Annotated in this window: 18 protein-coding genes and 1 riboswitch; of the genes, 8 read left to right on the top strand and 10 right to left on the bottom strand. The window is 70.8% G+C overall.

Annotation, left to right across the window (positions count from 1 at the left end; all coding sequences use genetic code 11):
- The first annotated feature begins 14 nt into the window (after positions 1-14).
- Positions 15-740: a transporter substrate-binding domain-containing protein gene (locus tag AB0M18_RS28435; RefSeq protein WP_365762879.1), complete on the top strand. Its 726-nt coding sequence runs from the start codon at positions 15-17 to the stop codon at positions 738-740.
- A 19-nt stretch (positions 741-759) separates the two neighbouring features.
- Here the strand turns inward: AB0M18_RS28435 and AB0M18_RS28430 are convergent, their stop codons facing one another.
- From AB0M18_RS28430 to AB0M18_RS28410, 5 genes are all read right to left on the bottom strand, one after another.
- On the bottom strand, positions 760-1329 hold the full coding sequence (locus tag AB0M18_RS28430) for a hypothetical protein (RefSeq protein ID WP_365762877.1): 570 nt from the start codon (positions 1327-1329) through the stop codon (positions 760-762).
- Positions 1330-1332: 3 nt separating this feature from the next.
- On the bottom strand, positions 1333-1695 hold the full coding sequence (locus tag AB0M18_RS28425; RefSeq protein ID WP_365762875.1) for a hypothetical protein: 363 nt from the start codon (positions 1693-1695) through the stop codon (positions 1333-1335).
- A gap of 99 nt (positions 1696-1794) precedes the next feature.
- The gene (locus tag AB0M18_RS28420) at positions 1795-2787 is read right to left on the bottom strand and encodes a transcriptional regulator (protein WP_365762873.1); all 993 of its coding nucleotides are present in this window, start codon (positions 2785-2787) and stop codon (positions 1795-1797) included.
- Positions 2788-2890: 103 nt separating this feature from the next.
- Positions 2891-3094 (bottom strand): hypothetical protein, encoded by a 204-nt coding sequence (locus tag AB0M18_RS28415; protein ID WP_365762944.1) that lies wholly within the window; start codon positions 3092-3094, stop codon positions 2891-2893.
- Complete coding sequence (locus tag AB0M18_RS28410) at positions 3091-3330, bottom strand: hypothetical protein (protein WP_365762871.1); 240 nt, start codon at positions 3328-3330, stop codon at positions 3091-3093. Before AB0M18_RS28410 ends, AB0M18_RS28415 begins: the two co-directional genes overlap by 4 nt.
- 116 nt (positions 3331-3446) lie before the next feature.
- Here AB0M18_RS28410 and AB0M18_RS28405 point away from each other — a divergent pair, with 116 nt between their 5' ends.
- The 4 genes from AB0M18_RS28405 (at position 3447) to AB0M18_RS28390 (ending at position 7297) form a co-directional block, all read left to right on the top strand.
- Positions 3447-4292, top strand: a complete 846-nt coding sequence (locus tag AB0M18_RS28405) for a helix-turn-helix transcriptional regulator (RefSeq protein ID WP_365762869.1) — start codon at positions 3447-3449, stop codon at positions 4290-4292.
- On the top strand, positions 4273-4533 hold the full coding sequence (locus tag AB0M18_RS28400; protein ID WP_365762867.1) for a DUF397 domain-containing protein: 261 nt from the start codon (positions 4273-4275) through the stop codon (positions 4531-4533). The genes AB0M18_RS28405 and AB0M18_RS28400 overlap by 20 nt, the downstream gene beginning before the upstream one ends.
- Positions 4534-6198: 1665 nt before the next feature.
- Complete coding sequence (locus AB0M18_RS28395) at positions 6199-6957, top strand: class I SAM-dependent methyltransferase (protein WP_365762865.1); 759 nt, start codon at positions 6199-6201, stop codon at positions 6955-6957.
- A gap of 10 nt (positions 6958-6967) precedes the next feature.
- Complete coding sequence (locus AB0M18_RS28390; RefSeq protein ID WP_365762863.1) at positions 6968-7297, top strand: deoxyxylulose-5-phosphate synthase; 330 nt, start codon at positions 6968-6970, stop codon at positions 7295-7297.
- Positions 7298-7367: 70 nt separating this feature from the next.
- Here AB0M18_RS28390 and AB0M18_RS28385 read toward each other — a convergent pair whose 3' ends face one another.
- The 5 genes from AB0M18_RS28385 to thrC all read right to left on the bottom strand — a co-directional run bounded on the left by AB0M18_RS28385 (position 7368) and on the right by thrC (position 12243).
- Positions 7368-7850: an SRPBCC domain-containing protein gene (locus AB0M18_RS28385; protein ID WP_365762861.1), complete on the bottom strand. Its 483-nt coding sequence runs from the start codon at positions 7848-7850 to the stop codon at positions 7368-7370.
- Between the two features lie 147 nt (positions 7851-7997).
- Positions 7998-9620 (bottom strand): chaperonin GroEL, encoded by a 1623-nt coding sequence (gene groL, locus AB0M18_RS28380; RefSeq protein WP_265867324.1) that lies wholly within the window; start codon positions 9618-9620, stop codon positions 7998-8000.
- A gap of 317 nt (positions 9621-9937) precedes the next feature.
- Positions 9938-10144, bottom strand: coding sequence for a cold-shock protein (locus tag AB0M18_RS28375; RefSeq protein WP_046911137.1), 207 nt, complete (start codon positions 10142-10144; stop codon positions 9938-9940).
- 473 nt (positions 10145-10617) lie between these two features.
- Positions 10618-10896, bottom strand: coding sequence for a MoaD/ThiS family protein (locus AB0M18_RS28370; protein ID WP_043226131.1), 279 nt, complete (start codon positions 10894-10896; stop codon positions 10618-10620).
- 33 nt (positions 10897-10929) lie between these two features.
- Positions 10930-12243: a threonine synthase gene (gene thrC, locus AB0M18_RS28365; protein ID WP_365762938.1), complete on the bottom strand. Its 1314-nt coding sequence runs from the start codon at positions 12241-12243 to the stop codon at positions 10930-10932.
- Positions 12237-12383: riboswitch (SAM riboswitch) on the bottom strand. Its footprint overlaps the gene before it by 7 nt.
- 121 nt (positions 12384-12504) lie before the next feature.
- On the opposite strand from thrC, the gene AB0M18_RS28360 reads away from it, so the two are divergent.
- The 3 genes from AB0M18_RS28360 to AB0M18_RS28350 all read left to right on the top strand — a co-directional run bounded on the left by AB0M18_RS28360 (position 12505) and on the right by AB0M18_RS28350 (position 15358).
- The gene (locus AB0M18_RS28360; protein ID WP_365762936.1) at positions 12505-13491 is read left to right on the top strand and encodes a glucosyl-3-phosphoglycerate synthase; all 987 of its coding nucleotides are present in this window, start codon (positions 12505-12507) and stop codon (positions 13489-13491) included.
- A gap of 89 nt (positions 13492-13580) precedes the next feature.
- Entirely contained in the window at positions 13581-13901 is a 321-nt protein-coding gene (locus AB0M18_RS28355; RefSeq protein ID WP_365762858.1) for a hypothetical protein, read from the top strand.
- A gap of 101 nt (positions 13902-14002) precedes the next feature.
- On the top strand, positions 14003-15358 hold the full coding sequence (locus AB0M18_RS28350; RefSeq protein ID WP_365762856.1) for a trehalose-6-phosphate synthase: 1356 nt from the start codon (positions 14003-14005) through the stop codon (positions 15356-15358).
- The last annotated feature ends 58 nt before the right edge of the window (positions 15359-15416 follow it).

The raw sequence follows: 15416 nt of genomic DNA, 5'->3' as shown, positions 1-15416 counted from the left end.
CTAATATCCACGGCATGACCGACGCCCGAACCGCCGCCCTCGCCGCCGACCTCGCCCCCACCGGAACGCTGCGCGCCTCCATCAACCTCGGCAACCCGGTCCTCGCCCAAGGCACCCCGGAAGCCCCCGCCGGCATCACCGTCGACCTCGCCCGCGAGATCGGCGCGCGCCTCGGCGTGCCCGTGGAGCTGCTCTGCTTCGACGCCGCCCGCAAGTCGTACGAGGCGATGGCGACCGGCCGCGCCGACCTCTGCTTCCTCGCGGTGGACCCGGCCCGGGAGGCGGAGGTCGCGTTCACCGCCCCGTACGTCCTCATCGAGGGCGTGTACGTGGTGCCGCGCGACTCCGCGCTGCGCACCCCCGAGGACGTGGACGCGCCCGGCGTACGCGTCGGCGTGAAGGCGGGCTCCGCCTACGACCTCCACCTCGGGCGCACGCTGGCGCACGCCACCGTCGTACGCGGCGAGGAAGGCGTCGACACCTTCGCCGAGCAGGCCCTGGAGGCGGGCGCGGGCATCCGCCAGCCGATGGCGGCGTATGCCGCCGCGCACCCGGAGGTCCGGCTGATCGACGAGCGTTTCATGGAGATCCGCCAGGCCGTCGGCACGACCCTCACCCGCTCCCCGGAGACCGTCGCCTTCCTCCGCGCCACGGTGGAGGAGCTGAAGGCGAACGGCTTCGTCTCCGACGCCCTGGCCCGCGCCGGCCAGGACCCGGAGCTCCTCGCCCCGCCCGCGTGATGCCGAGTTCGAGCATCGCTCAGAACCGCAGCGGCACCTCCGCCGGCAGATCGGGATAGACCTTCTGCCACACGCTCGTCACGCAGTCGACCACCCACGTCTCGTCCCCCGCCGAGCGGGCGAAGTCCCGGAGGTTCCGCTCCCCCGCCGTCAGCCGGACACCGCGCCGCCGCAGACAGTCGCCGACGGCTGTGCGCAGCGGCGCGTCCATCGTCTGCGGCCGCGCCTCGACATAGGTCGGCGCGACCATCGACAGATGCGCCAGATTGCAGTCCTGTACGGCGTTGTTGTACGTCGTCGGGTCGCCGCTCGGCGTGATCTCGTAGATCAGGGTCAGCCGGTCGGCCGGGCTGACGACCGGCTCGGTCACCGGATATCCGGCCTTCCTGACGCACGCCACGAACCGGCCCGTGGCCGTGCGGTACTCGGCCGCGTCCACCCGGCCGTCCTTCAGCGCCCACTCCTGCCCGGGCAGCGGTATGTCGCCGCTCTCCCGGCCACCGTCCGCGGGCAGCGCCTGCGCGCAGCCCGCGACGGTGGCCAGGAGCAGTGCGACGACGAGCCCGGCGCGCGTCGCCCTGCGTCGCATGGGTCAGGAGTAGGTGACGTTGCAGTTGTCACAACCCCAGTGCAGGCCGTTGCGGGCCTTGTAGGAGGAGTTGTAGCTGGCGTACGCGGAGGTGCTGGAGCCGTAGACACGGGTGGTCCAGTAGCCGTCGCTGCGGATGAGGGCCGCGCTCAGCCGGCCCGCGCAGTCGCCCGAGACCTTCTTGGTCTGGGCCCAGTTCTGGCTGCCGTTGAACCCGCTGCCGACGTAGTTCGTGCCGCAACTGCGCGACACCACACGGTTGTTACCGAGCGCATGCGCGTCGGTCGCGACGAGCAGGGGCGCCACCGCGACGAGCGCGGTCAGACCGGCCGCCGCCATGCTCTTCCGTACCGTCCGAACTGCCATTGACACTCACGATCCTTCCAGATCCGGGAGTTCCTTGGTGAGGACGCTACGGAGCGGAGACGCCCGGACGAACCCTTTGCGTCCTGATGCAAAGCCCTCTCAACCGCCGCCGTGCACCAGGCTCGTCCCCAGCGCCGTCCGCGTGTGCCGTACGGACGTCCCCAGCCGCTCCGTCACCACCAGGCCCGCCCCGCGCAGCGCGGCGGCGTGCCGGCTGGCGGAGGAGTCGGAGGTGCACAGCCGGGCGGCCAGTTCGCTCGTGCTGTGCCCGGTGTCGAGGAGGCGGAGGGCGGCGGCGCGCGTCGGCCCGATGAGCACGTCCAGTTCCGCCCCGGCCGGGGTCGCCGCCTCGCGCGGGATCCACAGCGGCCCCCTGACGACGGGGAAGACGAGCACCGGCGTCAGCTCGGGGTCGGCGAGCGCGATCGGATGGTTGTGGCAGAAGAAGCTCGGTACGAGGAGGAGCCCGCGCCCGGCGAGGTCGAGCCGGCGGACCACCGGATAGTCGACCTCCAGGACCGGCGGCCGCCAGCGCAGCTGCGGCCCGAGCCCGCACAGCAGCGCCTCGCTGCCCCGTTGGAGCACCTGCCGGGCGTGCCGGGCGGCGTCACCCCGGGCCAGGGCCGCCGCGGCGGGCGCGTACGGCGCGAGCGTGACCGCGTGGTAGCGGCGCAGCGCCCCGCCCAGGTGCCGTAACGCGGCGGGGCGGCCGCCGGCGATCCCCTCGAACCGGACCGGCCGCCCCGGACCCGTCCCCGCCACCGGAGCCAGCCGGCCGATCTCGACGCGCAGCCGCTCCTTGCCGGTGGACAGGGCGGTGTCGATGCCGGTCTCCAGGCAGGTCGTGTGCCCGGGCGGGGTGAGGAAGTCGGGGAAGTACGAGCTGGGCGGGACGAGTTCGGTGAGCATCCGCACGTCCCGGCCGAGCCCCGCCCGCGCAAGGGCCCGGCGGGCGAGCCGGCTCCACGGGCCGAAGAACGGGTCGGGGCGGACGAGTTGGTGCAGGCTGAGGGCCGTTTCCCACATGACGTCCGGCTCCGCGGCGAGCCGGAGACGCCCGAGATCGGCGCCGCTGAAACGAATGCTGAGCACAAGTCCCCCTTGTGGTCGCGCATGGTCTCCGACACATGAGACATCGATGCTCTAAACACCCCATTGACGTCTCGTTGCCGGGCCCTCCGCGCCCCCGAGGCCCTCACGGCATACGGGCCTCCCGGTTGAGCGCCCGCACACGGGCCCGCAGCACCTCGCCCGGCGGCGCGGGCGCCAGGGCCTCGGGCGGACAGTCCCACTCCCGCCCGCCGCCGGGCGGCCGCAGTTGCAGGCAGGGCCCTTCGTGCCCCATGACCTGCCCGATCCGCCCGTCGCGGGTGTCGATCGCGTACTCCCCCGCCTTCACCGCTCGTCCTCGCGCACGACCGGGCCCGCGAGGGCGACGACGAGCCGCTGCGCGGTGTCGAGGTTGCAGCGCCCGAGCTCGACGAGGGGGTGGGTGAAGGTGCCCCCGGAGGCGGCGAGGGTGACGGGGTCGAGGCCGAGGGAGGGAAGGGTGATGCCGTGGGAGGCGAGTCCGGCCTTGAGCCGACTGACGACGTCCTGAACCTGAACGTGAGCCGTGACGGGCGAGGTGGGCATTGTAGCGACCTTTCCACTCTGTGTATCGATTTCGCTTACGGAGAGTGTCGGCCGGGTGCATGCTGGGGAACAGTGAGTTCGCCCCAACAACCCCAGATGCCCAAGCGGGAGTTGATATGGCTGATGCCAGGAAGAAGAAGGACCCGTCACTGTCCCCCAGGGCGATAATCGGCGCGGAACTGCGCCATGCGCGAGAGCGCAAGGGCCTGAGCCAGGAGGCCCTGGGCGAGCTGGTCTTCGTCAGCGGCTCGTACATCGGCCAGATGGAGGCGGGCACGCGCCGCATCCGCCCGGAGATGGCGGTCCAACTGGACGAGGCGTTGGGTACGAACGGCTTCTTCGAGCGCAACTGCAAGGCGGCGAACAAGTCGAAGTACCCGGACCACTTCGCGGAGGCGGCGGAGGCGGAAGCGGAGGCGACGGGAATCAAGGAGTTCGCCCCGCTGCTGATCCCGGGCCTGCTCCAGACCCCGGCGTATGCGCGGGAGGTCTTCCGCGCGTACCAGCCGACGGCGACGGAGGACGAGATCGACGAGCTCATGTCGGGCCGGATGGAACGCGGCCGGCTGCTCGACGACCCAACAAAGCCGCTGTTGTGGGTGGTGTTCGGCGAGGCGGTCCTGCGGCAGGTAGTCGGGAGCCCGGCGGTGATGGCGGAGGCATTGCGCCACATCGCAGAGTTGGCGCGGCGGCACAGGGTGATCGTGCAGGTGCTGCCGTTCGCGGCAGGCGCGTACGGCCCGATGGAAGGCTCGTTGAAGCTGATGTCCTTCGAGGACGCCCCACCGTTGGCGTACCTCCAGGGCCTGGGCACTGGCCTCTTGGAGGACGATCCGGCCACGGTCGCGCAGCATACCCTCACCTACGATCTGCTCGGGGCCATCGCGCTGTCCCCGCGCGATTCCCTGGCCCTGATCGAGTCCGTGGCGGAGGATTACGCGCATGAAGATCGAGATCTCTGAGTACGACCTGAGCAAGGCCGTGTGGTTCAAGTCCAGCTTCAGTGGAGGCAGCGGCGGCGACTGCGTCGAGGTCGCCACCTGGCGCAAGTCCTCGTACAGCGGCGGCGACGGCGCCAACTGCCTGGAAGTGTCCGACGGGCACCCCGGCGTCGTCCCCGTCCGCGACTCCAAGGTCCCGGACGGAGCGAAGCTCGTGTTCCGCACCGGCGCCTGGTCCGTCTTCGTGGACGCCCTGAAATAGGGCACCGTGCGGCCGCCCTCTTTCCGAGAGTCGCACCCTCCACCGCCGCGTCAAGGGCGCCTTCGGCGTCGCTCCGCGATGGGCTTCGCCCACCCTTGACCCGGCGGCTCCGGGCGCGTTGAAAACTCTCGGAGGGCGGCCCGGGGCCCGGCCACGCGGAAAGCCCCGGGTATCGGCCGGCCGTCGTGGGCGGGTGACGGGCCGGTGGTGGGTGAGCCCGGGTATCGCTCCGGACGGCGGGCGTTCAACTGCCCGGTGGGTGGGGGCTCGGTTCGCGGCGGGGGCGGGTGGGGCCGTGTCCGCTGTCGGGGGTGCGCGGTCGTGGAATGGGGCGGCCGGGCCCGGCCTGGCGACCATCGGCCGTCATCGGGTGGGGACTCATGCCCCGCTGATCACGGCCGGTGATGCAAACCCTGCTCGCGCGAGGCATCGGGGCGCCGTAACCGTCTCTGAAGTCACACGTGCCCCATCCATCCCACCGGGGGGCGGGGATCGCGGACTCTGCATCGCCCGGCAGGAGCAGACGAGAGCTGCGGGCATGCGAACTCCGCTCGCGCGGTCCCCCCGTCGCCGCAGACCATCACTGGAGCCACAGAAGTTCACCCCACCCCCATCCCGGCTGCGGACCACCGACCTCGCTCCACCTGGCAGCTCTCCGGCAAAGTGCGGGCGTGCAAACGCCGTTGGCGCGAGGCACTGCTCCCCACAGATCACCTTCAGGGTCACACGAGTCCCATACGCCCCGCCCCACGGCGGGGATTTCAGGCTCTGCACCGCAGAGCGGGACTCCGGCCGGGCATCGGCGTGCAAACCCAGGAATCGCGGACTGTGGATCCCCGCAGAACACCCCTGGAGTCACACAAGTCCCACCCGCCTCACCCAGGGACGAGGATTCCCGACTTCGCCCGCCCATCACCCCCGTCCGCCCCTGCCGGGCGATGCAAAGCCCGCAATCCCGGCGTCCCAGGCCTCGCGCGAGCGGGGTTTGCCTCACCCATGGCCGTGACCAGCGAGGCATGAGCCCCGGCCGGAGGATCGCCGTCGCCCGCTGAACCCGGAATGGGCACCCCGTTTCACTCCCGCGCACCCCAGACCGGGCGGGATCCGACTCCCCGGCCTCGGCCGCGAACCGAGCCCCTACCCACCGGCCTCCAGGGACTCCCCCTGTCCGGAGCGATACCCGGGCTCACCCACCACCGGCCTCCGCCCGCCTACGGCGGGACGGGCTACCCGGGGCTTTCCGCGTGGCCGGGCCCCCGGCCGCCCTCCGAGTGTGTAAAGGCCCCCGGAGACACCGGGTCAAGGGTGGCCGCAGGCCATCGCGCAGCGACGCGACCGAAGGGAGCGCCCTTGACGCGGTGGCGGAGGGGGCCACACTCGGAGAAAGGGCGGCCACACCAGAAACCCACAAGAAACGGCCACCCCTTGGGCCCAAGACCCGCACCCGGATCCGGTCGAGAAACCGTCCCGGGCGCCGCCCGAAAACCCCTTCAGGCGGCCCGGGGCGCCCCCTTCCCGCCCCCGCCGCGCCTCCCGCGACCCCAGGGCGCCGCCCCCTCCCCGTACCCCCTCCAAGCCCCCGGCCAGACCCTCACCACACCACCTCTGACCTGGGCTTTTACGCCCTCCTCCCCTACCGTTTCCCTTACACGGAAGGGGACCCGCATGGACCGCTTTGACCGCTCGACCCGCACCGCCGACGACGTACTCCGTCTCCTCGACGGGCTGTTCGCCGAGGACGCCGACAAGTGGCAGGGCTTCTACGACGACCGGACGCGACCGGTGCCGTTCTTCGTCGACAAGCCGGACGAGTGTCTGGTCGCGCACGTCGAGGCCGGGCTCGTGCCGGCGGGCGGCCGTGTCCTCGACCTGGGGTGCGGGCCGGGGCGGAACTCCCGCTATCTCGCCGAGCAGGGCTTCGCGGTCGACGCGGTGGACCTGTCGGCGGGCGCGCTGGCGTGGGCGCGGGAGCGGGCGGAGCTGTCCGGTCTGGAGATCCGTTTCCTGCACGGCGACGCCTTCACGACGCCCGGCCTCGTGGACGGCGGCCCGTACGACCTGATCCACGACTCGGGCTGCTTCCACCACATCGCGCCGCACCGCCGCGTCACGTACCTCGACTTCCTCGCCCGCCACCTCGCTCCCGGCGGGCACTTCTCCCTCACCTGCTTCGCCGCCGGCCCCGGCGGCATGGGCTCCGAACTCCCCGACGCCGCCTTCTACCGCGACGCCTCCCTCCACGGCGGCCTCGCCTACACCGCCGACGCCCTGCGCACCCTCTTCGCGGCCTACGCCGAGGTCGAGCTCCGCCGCATGCACGCCGAACCCGCCGACTCCCCGCACTTCGGCGAGTCCTTCCTCTGGACCGGCCTCTTCCGCCGCCCCGGCGCCAATTCCGTGGCCGGACGGGCGTCCGGCTCCTAGCCTGTCCCGCATGGGCTATACGAAGACCTCGTACATCTGCCTGCCGTGCCGCGCCTCGTACAAGCAGCCGTACGACGCCTGGCGCGAGCGGCGCTGTCCGCGCTGCGCGCGGGTGTTGATCCACGCGGGCTCGGCCTTCCAGCCGCCCAAGCGGCGTGACCGGGACGCCTGGCGCGCCCTGTCCGTCGTCCTGAACGCCGGCATCGCCTTTCACAAGAGCTGCTGCGGCGGCCCCGGCTGGCGCCCGCGCACCCTCCGCGAGGTCAAGGAACGCACGGCCTACGCCCGCCGCACCGGCGAGCCCATCGCCCGGGCGCTCCTGCGCCACGACCTGCCCTGAGCCGGCACGTGAACCACCCGAACGAGAAGGAGCCCGACCGGCACACCGGCGGCGCGGGCAGAGGGTACGGTCACCCCGTCCGCGTCATCGTCTTCAGGTGCCCCGCCAGCCGGTCGTACTGCTCTCGCACGCCCGACTCCATGCCCGCCTCCAGCGCCTGGTCCCGGATCTCCGTGGTCGGCCAGAAGGACGTGCTGGTCAGGGCGGTGCCGCCGTCGGGGGTGGCGTCGAAGGAGAGGATCACGCGGACCGGGTCGGCGTCCGGCATCTGCTCGAAGACCTCCGTGTAGACCAGGCGCTCGGCGGGGACGATCTCCTCGTACGTGCCGGAGAAGACGATCTCCTGGCCGTCGGGGCCGCGCTGGCCCCAGCGCCACGCGCCGCCCGGCCGCAGGTCGATGTCGCAGACGAACATGGTCAGGGCGGCGACGCCGTACCACTGCCGTACGTGCTCGGGCCGCGTCCACGCCTCCCAGACGCGGGTCACCGGCGCGTCGAAGGTGCGGGTGATGACCAGCTCGCGGTCCGCCGGTGTCGTCAGCAAGGTGATCATGGCGTACTCCCGGGCTCCAGGGGCTCCCCTCACCAGCATCACCCCGAACGCCCGAGGGCGGCACCCCCGGCTGGGAGTGCCGCCCTCGGCAGGACTGAAGTCGACCCCGATCGCCGGACGGATTCCGGCGCGTCGAGAGGATCGGACTCAGAAGTCCATGTCACCGCCCGGCATGCCGCCGCCGGCCGGCGCGGCGGCCTTCTCCGGCTTGTCGGCGATGACAGCCTCGGTGGTGAGGAACAGGGCCGCGATGGAGGCGGCGTTCTGCAGCGCGGAGCGCGTCACCTTGGCCGGGTCGATGATGCCCTCGGCGATCATGTCGACGTACTCGCCGGAGGCGGCGTTCAGGCCGTGGCCGACGGGCAGGTTGCGGACCTTCTCCACCACGACGCCACCCTCGAGGCCGGCGTTCACGGAGATCTGGGTCAGCGGGGCGGCCAGCGCCTTGCGGACGATCTCGGCACCGGTGGCCTCGTCGCCGTCGAGCTCCAGCTTCTCGAAGACCGAACCGGCCTGCAGCAGCGCCACGCCACCACCGGCGACGATGCCCTCCTCGACGGCGGCCTTCGCGTTGCGGACGGCGTCCTCGATGCGGTGCTTGCGCTCCTTGAGCTCGACCTCGGTCGCGGCACCGGCCTTGATGACGGCGACGCCACCGGCGAGCTTCGCCAGGCGCTCCTGGAGCTTCTCGCGGTCGTAGTCCGAGTCGGAGTTCTCGATCTCGGCGCGGATCTGGTTCACGCGACCGGCGACCTGCTCGCTCTCGCCGGCACCGTCGACGATGGTGGTCTCGTCCTTGGTGATGACGACCTTGCGGGCGCGGCCCAGGAGGTCGAGACCGGCGTTCTCCAGCTTGAGGCCGACCTCCTCGGAGATGACCGTGCCGCCGGTGAGGATGGCGATGTCGTTCAGCATGGCCTTGCGGCGGTCGCCGAAGCCCGGGGCCTTGACCGCGACGGACTTGAAGGTGCCGCGGATCTTGTTGACGACCAGGGTCGACAGGGCCTCGCCCTCGACGTCCTCGGCGATGATCAGCAGCGGCTTGCCGGACTGCATGACCTTCTCCAGGAGCGGGAGCAGGTCCTTCACGGAGGAGATCTTGGAGTTGACGATGAGGATGTACGGGTCCTCGAGCGCGGCCTCCATGCGCTCCATGTCGGTCGCGAAGTACGCCGAGATGTAGCCCTTGTCGAAGCGCATGCCCTCGGTGAGCTCCAGCTCCAGACCGAAGGTCTGGGACTCCTCGACCGTGATGACGCCTTCCTTGCCGACCTTGTCCATGGCCTCGGCGATGAGCTCGCCGATCTGGGTGTCGGCGGCGGAGATGGAGGCGGTGGAGGCGATCTGCTCCTTGGTCTCGACCTCCTTGGCCTGGTCGAGCAGCGCACCGGAGACGGCCTCGACGGCCTTCTCGATGCCGCGCTTGAGGGCCATCGGGTTGGCGCCGGCGGCGACGTTGCGCAGGCCCTCGCGGACCAGCGCCTGGGCGAGCACGGTGGCGGTGGTCGTACCGTCGCCGGCGACGTCGTCCGTCTTCTTGGCGACTTCCTTGACCAGCTCGGCGCCGATCTTCTCGTACGGGTCCTCGAGCTCGATCTCCTTGGCGATGGAGACACCATCGTTGGTGATCGTGGGGGCGCCCCACTTCTTCTCGAGGACGACGTTGCGGCCCTTCGGGCCGAGGGTGACCTTGACGGCGTCAGCGAGCTGGTTCATGCCGCGCTCGAGACCGCGCCGGGCCTCCTCGTCGAACGCGATGATCTTGGCCATGTGAAGTGGTCCTCCCGGACTGGGGTGGATAACGCTCCTGGACCGCGCCGACGCCCGCGACGGACGGCCCGCGCTCCTCGTGGGTTCCTTCCCCACTCGGTCCGCGACCTCGTCTGCCCGATCCTCGTAAGCACTCTCAGCGTGAGAGTGCTAACGCCAATGATTAGCACTCGCCCTAGGCGAGTGCAAGCGACTCTCGAAGATCGGGCGCCCCGCGCAGGGCGCGGCAGGTACCCCTGGGAACGCGCGAGGGGCCCGCATCCCCACGGGATGCGGGCCCCTCGACGGAAGTGCGTCGGTGGCCGATCGCGCCGCGCTCAGGCGGTGGCGAGCTTGACCATGTCCGCCTGCGGACCCTTCTGGCCCTGCGAGATCTCGAACTCGACCCGCTGCCCTTCTTCAAGGGTGCGGTAGCCGTCCATCTGGATCGCGCTGTAGTGGACGAAAACATCCGCACCACCGTCGACCGCGATGAAGCCGTAGCCCTTCTCCGCGTTGAACCACTTGACGGTGCCCTGAGCCATGCCTAACTCCCCTATTACTGGCCCTTGCGCGGATCCGCACTTCGCGGACCCGGGTCAGACCCTGCGCCGGAACGCGTCGACCGCGGCTGAATGTATCTGCCCAACTGCCCTCTGCAACAGGTCATTCGGACGAGAATTCTGGGCACACCGGAAAGGGGAATTGGGGAGAATTTCCTTGATTACGGGGCAAGTCGGGCCCGGCAAACGGCGCAGATGGGGCACAAGGCGCGGGCACTTTGGCTGCTTCTTGTCAGGTCGGGGCGCATTCTCATATGCACCTGGCATGAGCAGCGGAGGGGGCTTCCCCAACTCTATCGCGCTCAACCATGCAGAATTGCCCCTTCCGCTTCTTCTCGCGGAAGGGGCAATTCTGCACTCATCTGTACTGAACGGTAGTACCGCCAGTAAGTCGGCTCAGCCCGACTCGACCCAGCCGACTCGACTCAACCCGACTCGGCTCAACCCGACTCGGCTCAGCAGCCGCCGGCGACGGCCGGGATGATCGAGACGCCGGCGCCGTCCGGCGTCGCCGTCTCCAGGCCCTGCTCGAAGCGCACGTCGTCGTCGTTGACGTACACGTTGACGAAGCGGCGCAGCTTGCCCTGGTCGTCCAGGACGCGGGCGGCGATGCCCGTGTGGTTCTTCTCCAGGTCGGCGATGACCTCGGCGAGGGTGCCGCCCTCGGCGGGGACCTCGGCCTGGCCGCCGGTGTAGGTGCGGAGGATGGTGGGGATGCGGACGTTCACGGCCATGTCTTCGTAACCTCTCAGCGTTCGGGGCGGGTCTCAGTGGGCCAGGCCGGCGTCGCGGAACGCGTCCAGGCTCGGGCGGATGGTGGCGGTCGCCTGAGAAGTCTCGGCAACGGCGTCCAGGGTCTTGAGGCCGTCACCGGTGTTGAGGACGACGGTGGTGAGGGTCGGGTCGAGGAGACCGGCCTCGACGAGCTTCTTCGTCACGCCGACGGTCACGCCGCCCGCGGTCTCGGCGAAGATGCCCTCGGTCTGCGCGAGCAGCTTGATCGCGTCGACGACCTGCTCGTCGTTCACGTCCTCCACGGCGCCGCCCGTGCGGCGGGCGATGTCGAGGACGTACGGGCCGTCGGCCGGGTTGCCGATGGCCAGCGACTTGGCGATGGTGTTCGGCTTCTGGGGCCGTACGACGTCGTGGCCGGCCTTGTAGGCGACGGAGACCGGCGAGCAGCCTTCGGCCTGGGCGCCGAAGAGCTTGTACGGCTTGTCCTCGACCAGACCCAGCTTGATGAGCTCCTGCAGACCCTTGTCGATCTTCGTGAACTGGGAGCCGGAGGCGATCGGGATGACCAGCTGGTCGGGCAGCCGCCAGCCGAGCTGCTCGCAGATCTCGTACGCGAGCGTCTTGGAGCCCTCGCCGTAGTACGGGCGGAGGTTGACGTTCACGAAGCCCCAGCCCTCGCCGAGCGGGTCGCCGATGAGCTCCGAGCAGAAGCGGTTGACGTCGTCGTAGTTGCCCTCGATGCCGACGAGGTCACCGCCGTAGACGGCGGCCATGACGACCTTGCCCTGCTCCAGGTCGTGCGGGATGAAGACGCAGGAGCGGAAGCCGGCGCGGGCGGCGGCGGCGCCGACGGCGCCGGCCAGGTTGCCGGTGGAGGAGCAGGACAGGGTGGTGAAGCCGAAGGCGCGGGCGGCCTCGATGGCCTGGGCGACGACCCGGTCCTTGAAGGAGTGGGTCGGGTTGCCGGAGTCGTCCTTGACGAACAGCTTGCCGGGCTCGACGCCGAGCTCGCGGGCCAGGTTGTCGGCCTGCACGAGCTTGGTCCAGCCGGGGTTCAGGTTCGGCTTCTCGGCGACGTCGGCCGGGACGGGCAGCAGCGGGGCGTAGCGCCAGATGTTCGCGGGGCCGGCCTCGATGCGCTTGCGCAGCTCCTCGGGGTCGCCGGCCGGCAGGTCGTAGGCGACTTCGAGAGGCCCGAAACAGAGTTCACAGGCGAAGATCGGGCCGAGCGGGAAGGTCTCACCGCATTCGCGGCAGGAGAGGCCGGACGCGGGACCGAGGTCGACGGAGGTGGTCGCGGATGCGACGGTCTGAACAGCCATGGAGGCGAGGCCCTTTCTCCTCATCTTCCTCATGGCGAACGTCGCCATGAGACGGATTTGGCACCTTCCCTAGTCGGGGGACCTCGCTGGAGGACGAGTAGTGACCGACTGGAGGGTTGCCGGGGCTTCAACGGGCCGTATCCCTCTGCCCCTCTGGATGAGCGGTATTCGATTGTGAGACGCGGTCGGCACCCCGACATGCATCGGGCATCCGCGTTGTTCAAGACTGTAACCGAAGCCTTCGAGGGTGGAACCGGTCGTCCGATCCGCGAGATGGAGATCACGTTGCTGGAAGAAGTGGAGCGCTGGCTGTCCCGGCGGTCCTGGTCCGTGGCCGACCGTCCGCTGGAGAGGATCCTCGCCGCCAAGCGGGGGACGACCGTCAGCGTCGTCCTGCCCGCGCTCAACGAGGAGGCGACGGTCGGGGACATCGTCGGCGTGATCCGGCGCGAGCTGATGACGGAGGCGGTGCCGCTGGTGGACGAGCTGGTGGTGATCGACTCGGGCTCCACGGACCGCACGGCGGCGGTCGCCGCGGCGGCCGGCGCGCGAGTGGTGGCGCGCGACGCGATCCTGCCGCGGATACCGGCGGTGCCCGGCAAGGGCGAGGTGCTGTGGCGGTCACTGATGGTGACCGGCGGTGACATCGTCTGCTTCGTGGACGCGGATCTGAAGGACTTCTCGGCGGACTTCGTCACGGGCATCGTGGGCCCGCTGCTCACCGACCCGGACGTGGCCTTCGTGAAGGCGATGTACGACCGTCCGCTCGGCACGGAATTCGATCAGCTCGCCTCCGGCAAGACTCCTGGTCAGGGCGGTCGGGTGACGGAGCTGGTGGCGCGGCCGCTGCTCAATCTGCACTGGCCGCAGCTGGCCGGTCTCGTGCAGCCGCTGGGCGGCGAGTACGCGGCACGGCGCTCGCTGCTCGAACGGCTGCCCTTCCCGGTCGGTTACGGAGTGGAGCTGGGGCTGCTCGTCGACGCACTGCACACGGTGGGCCTGGACGCCCTCGCACAGGTGGACGTGGGCGTGCGCAAGCACCGCCACCAGGACGGGCAGGCGCTCGGCCGGATGGCGGCGGCGATCTACCGGACGGCCCAGCTGCGCCTCTCGCGCGGGCACCTGGTGCGGCCGCGGCTGACGCAGTTCGAGCGGAGCGAGGACGAGGGCGGGGAGCGGCGCTTCATCCCCCGTACGTACGAGGTGGACACGGAGGAGCGGCCGCCGATGGTGGAGATCGCGGAGTACGCGGAGCGGCGCCGCGTGGCGTAACGCCCGATAATGAGGATTTCTGCCTAAATTTCCATCCCATGCGGTTCACAACGGATAGGGGCGGCCGGGCGGGAATCCTGCTGCCAGTCGTGGCACTCGGGGCACTCCTGCTCACCGGCACAAGCGCGGGAACTGCCTCGGCCGAGGTGATCGAGTCCCTCGGCAAGCGCTACCAGGCCACGCTGTACGGCGACTTCACCCCGAGCGCGAACCCGAGCACGAACCCGGGCACGAACCCGGGCACGAACCCGGGCGAGTCCTCGGTCGGGACCGCGGCCACACCGAGCCCGACCTTGGCCGAGACCGGCGGCGCCGACGAGCGCCTGTGGCTGCTCGGCGCGCTGGGCGTGGCCCTGGCGGCGACCGGGGTGGTGGCGATGGCGGCGCTACGGGGCCGCAGGGACTCCTGAGGCGGCTGGGACGCCCGGGGCGGCTGGTGCGCGCCTGGCCCGAAACCGCACGTCTGGAATACGTACGTTTGAGCGTTTACCGGACGGGCTAGGTTCGCCGTATGGCTTCTGTCCTCGTGGCATCCAACCGCGGCCCCGTCTCGTACACCGTGCGCGACGACGGTTCGCTCGCCCCCCGGCGGGGCGGCGGCGGCCTGGTCTCGGGCCTGAGCGCGGTGTCGTCCGAGGACAGTGTGTGGGTGTGCGCGGCGCTCGGCGAGGGCGACCGGGAGGCCGTGCGGCGCGGGGTGGCCGAGCCGGGCGTGCGGATGCTGGACATCGACCCGGAGGTGTACGCCGACGCGTACAACGGCATCGCGAACTCGGTGCTGTGGTTCCTCCACCACCATCTGTACGACATCCCGCGCGAGCCCGTCTTCGACGCGGAGTTCCTGCGCCGCTGGGAGGCGTACCGGGCCTACAACCGGGCCTTCGCCGAGGCGCTGGCCGAGGCCGCCGACGAGGGCGCGGCGGTGCTGGTGCAGGACTACCACCTGGCGCTCGTCCCCGGGATGCTGCGGGAGCTGCGCCCGGATCTGCGGATCGGACACTTCACCCACACGCCGTGGGCGGAGCCCGGCTATCTCGCGATGCTCCCGGACGACATCCGGACGGAACTGCTGCGGGGCATGCTGGGCGCGGACGAGCTGGGCTTCCACACGCACACGTGGGCGTCGGCGTTCGAGGCCTGCGCGGGCGACCTCGGACGCACCCGGGTCCGTGCGTACCCGCTCGGCGTCGACGGCGACGACCTGCTCGCCCTCGCCCACCGCCCCGAGGTCGACGAACGGCTCGCCGCGCTGCGCGCCGAGGTCGGGGACCGGAAGACCATCGTCCGGGTCGACCGCACCGAGCTGTCGAAGAACATCCTGCGCGGCCTGCTCGCCTACCGGGAGCTGCTGACCACCCGCCCCGAGTGGCGCGGCCGTGTGGTCCACCTCGCCTCCGCGTACCCCTCCCGCCAGGACCTGGAGGTCTACCGCTCGTACACCGCGGCCGTGCGGGACCTGGCGGCGCGGATCAACGAGGAGTTCGGCACCCCCGACTGGCAGCCGGTCCTGGTCTCCGTGAAGGACGACTTCACCCGCTCCCTCGCCGCGTACCGCCTGGCGGACGTGGCCCTGGTCAACCCGGTCCGCGACGGCATGAACCTGGTCGCCAAGGAGATCCCGGTGGTCTCCGAGGCGGGCTGCGCGCTCGTCCTGTCCCGCGAGGCCGGCGCGTACGAGGAGCTGCGCCAGGACGCCCTCACCGTCAACCCCTTCGACGTCACCGAGACCGCCGACGCCCTCCACCGCGCCCTGTCGATGCCCCCCGCGGAACGCACCGACCGCACCAAACGCCTCGCCGCCGCATCCACCGCCCTCCCACCCCAACGCTGGTTCCTGAACCAGCTGGAGGCCCTGCGCGGTTCCTGAGCAGAAACCGGACCCTGCCCCTCCCCTACTGCACCCCTATGTACGGAGAGGGAATTCC

It is taken from the genome of Streptomyces sp. NPDC051909, assembly GCF_040681095.1.
In the GTDB taxonomy this organism is placed as follows: Bacteria; Actinomycetota; Actinomycetes; order Streptomycetales; family Streptomycetaceae; genus Streptomyces.
This window is presented reverse-complemented; position numbering and strand designations above follow the sequence as displayed.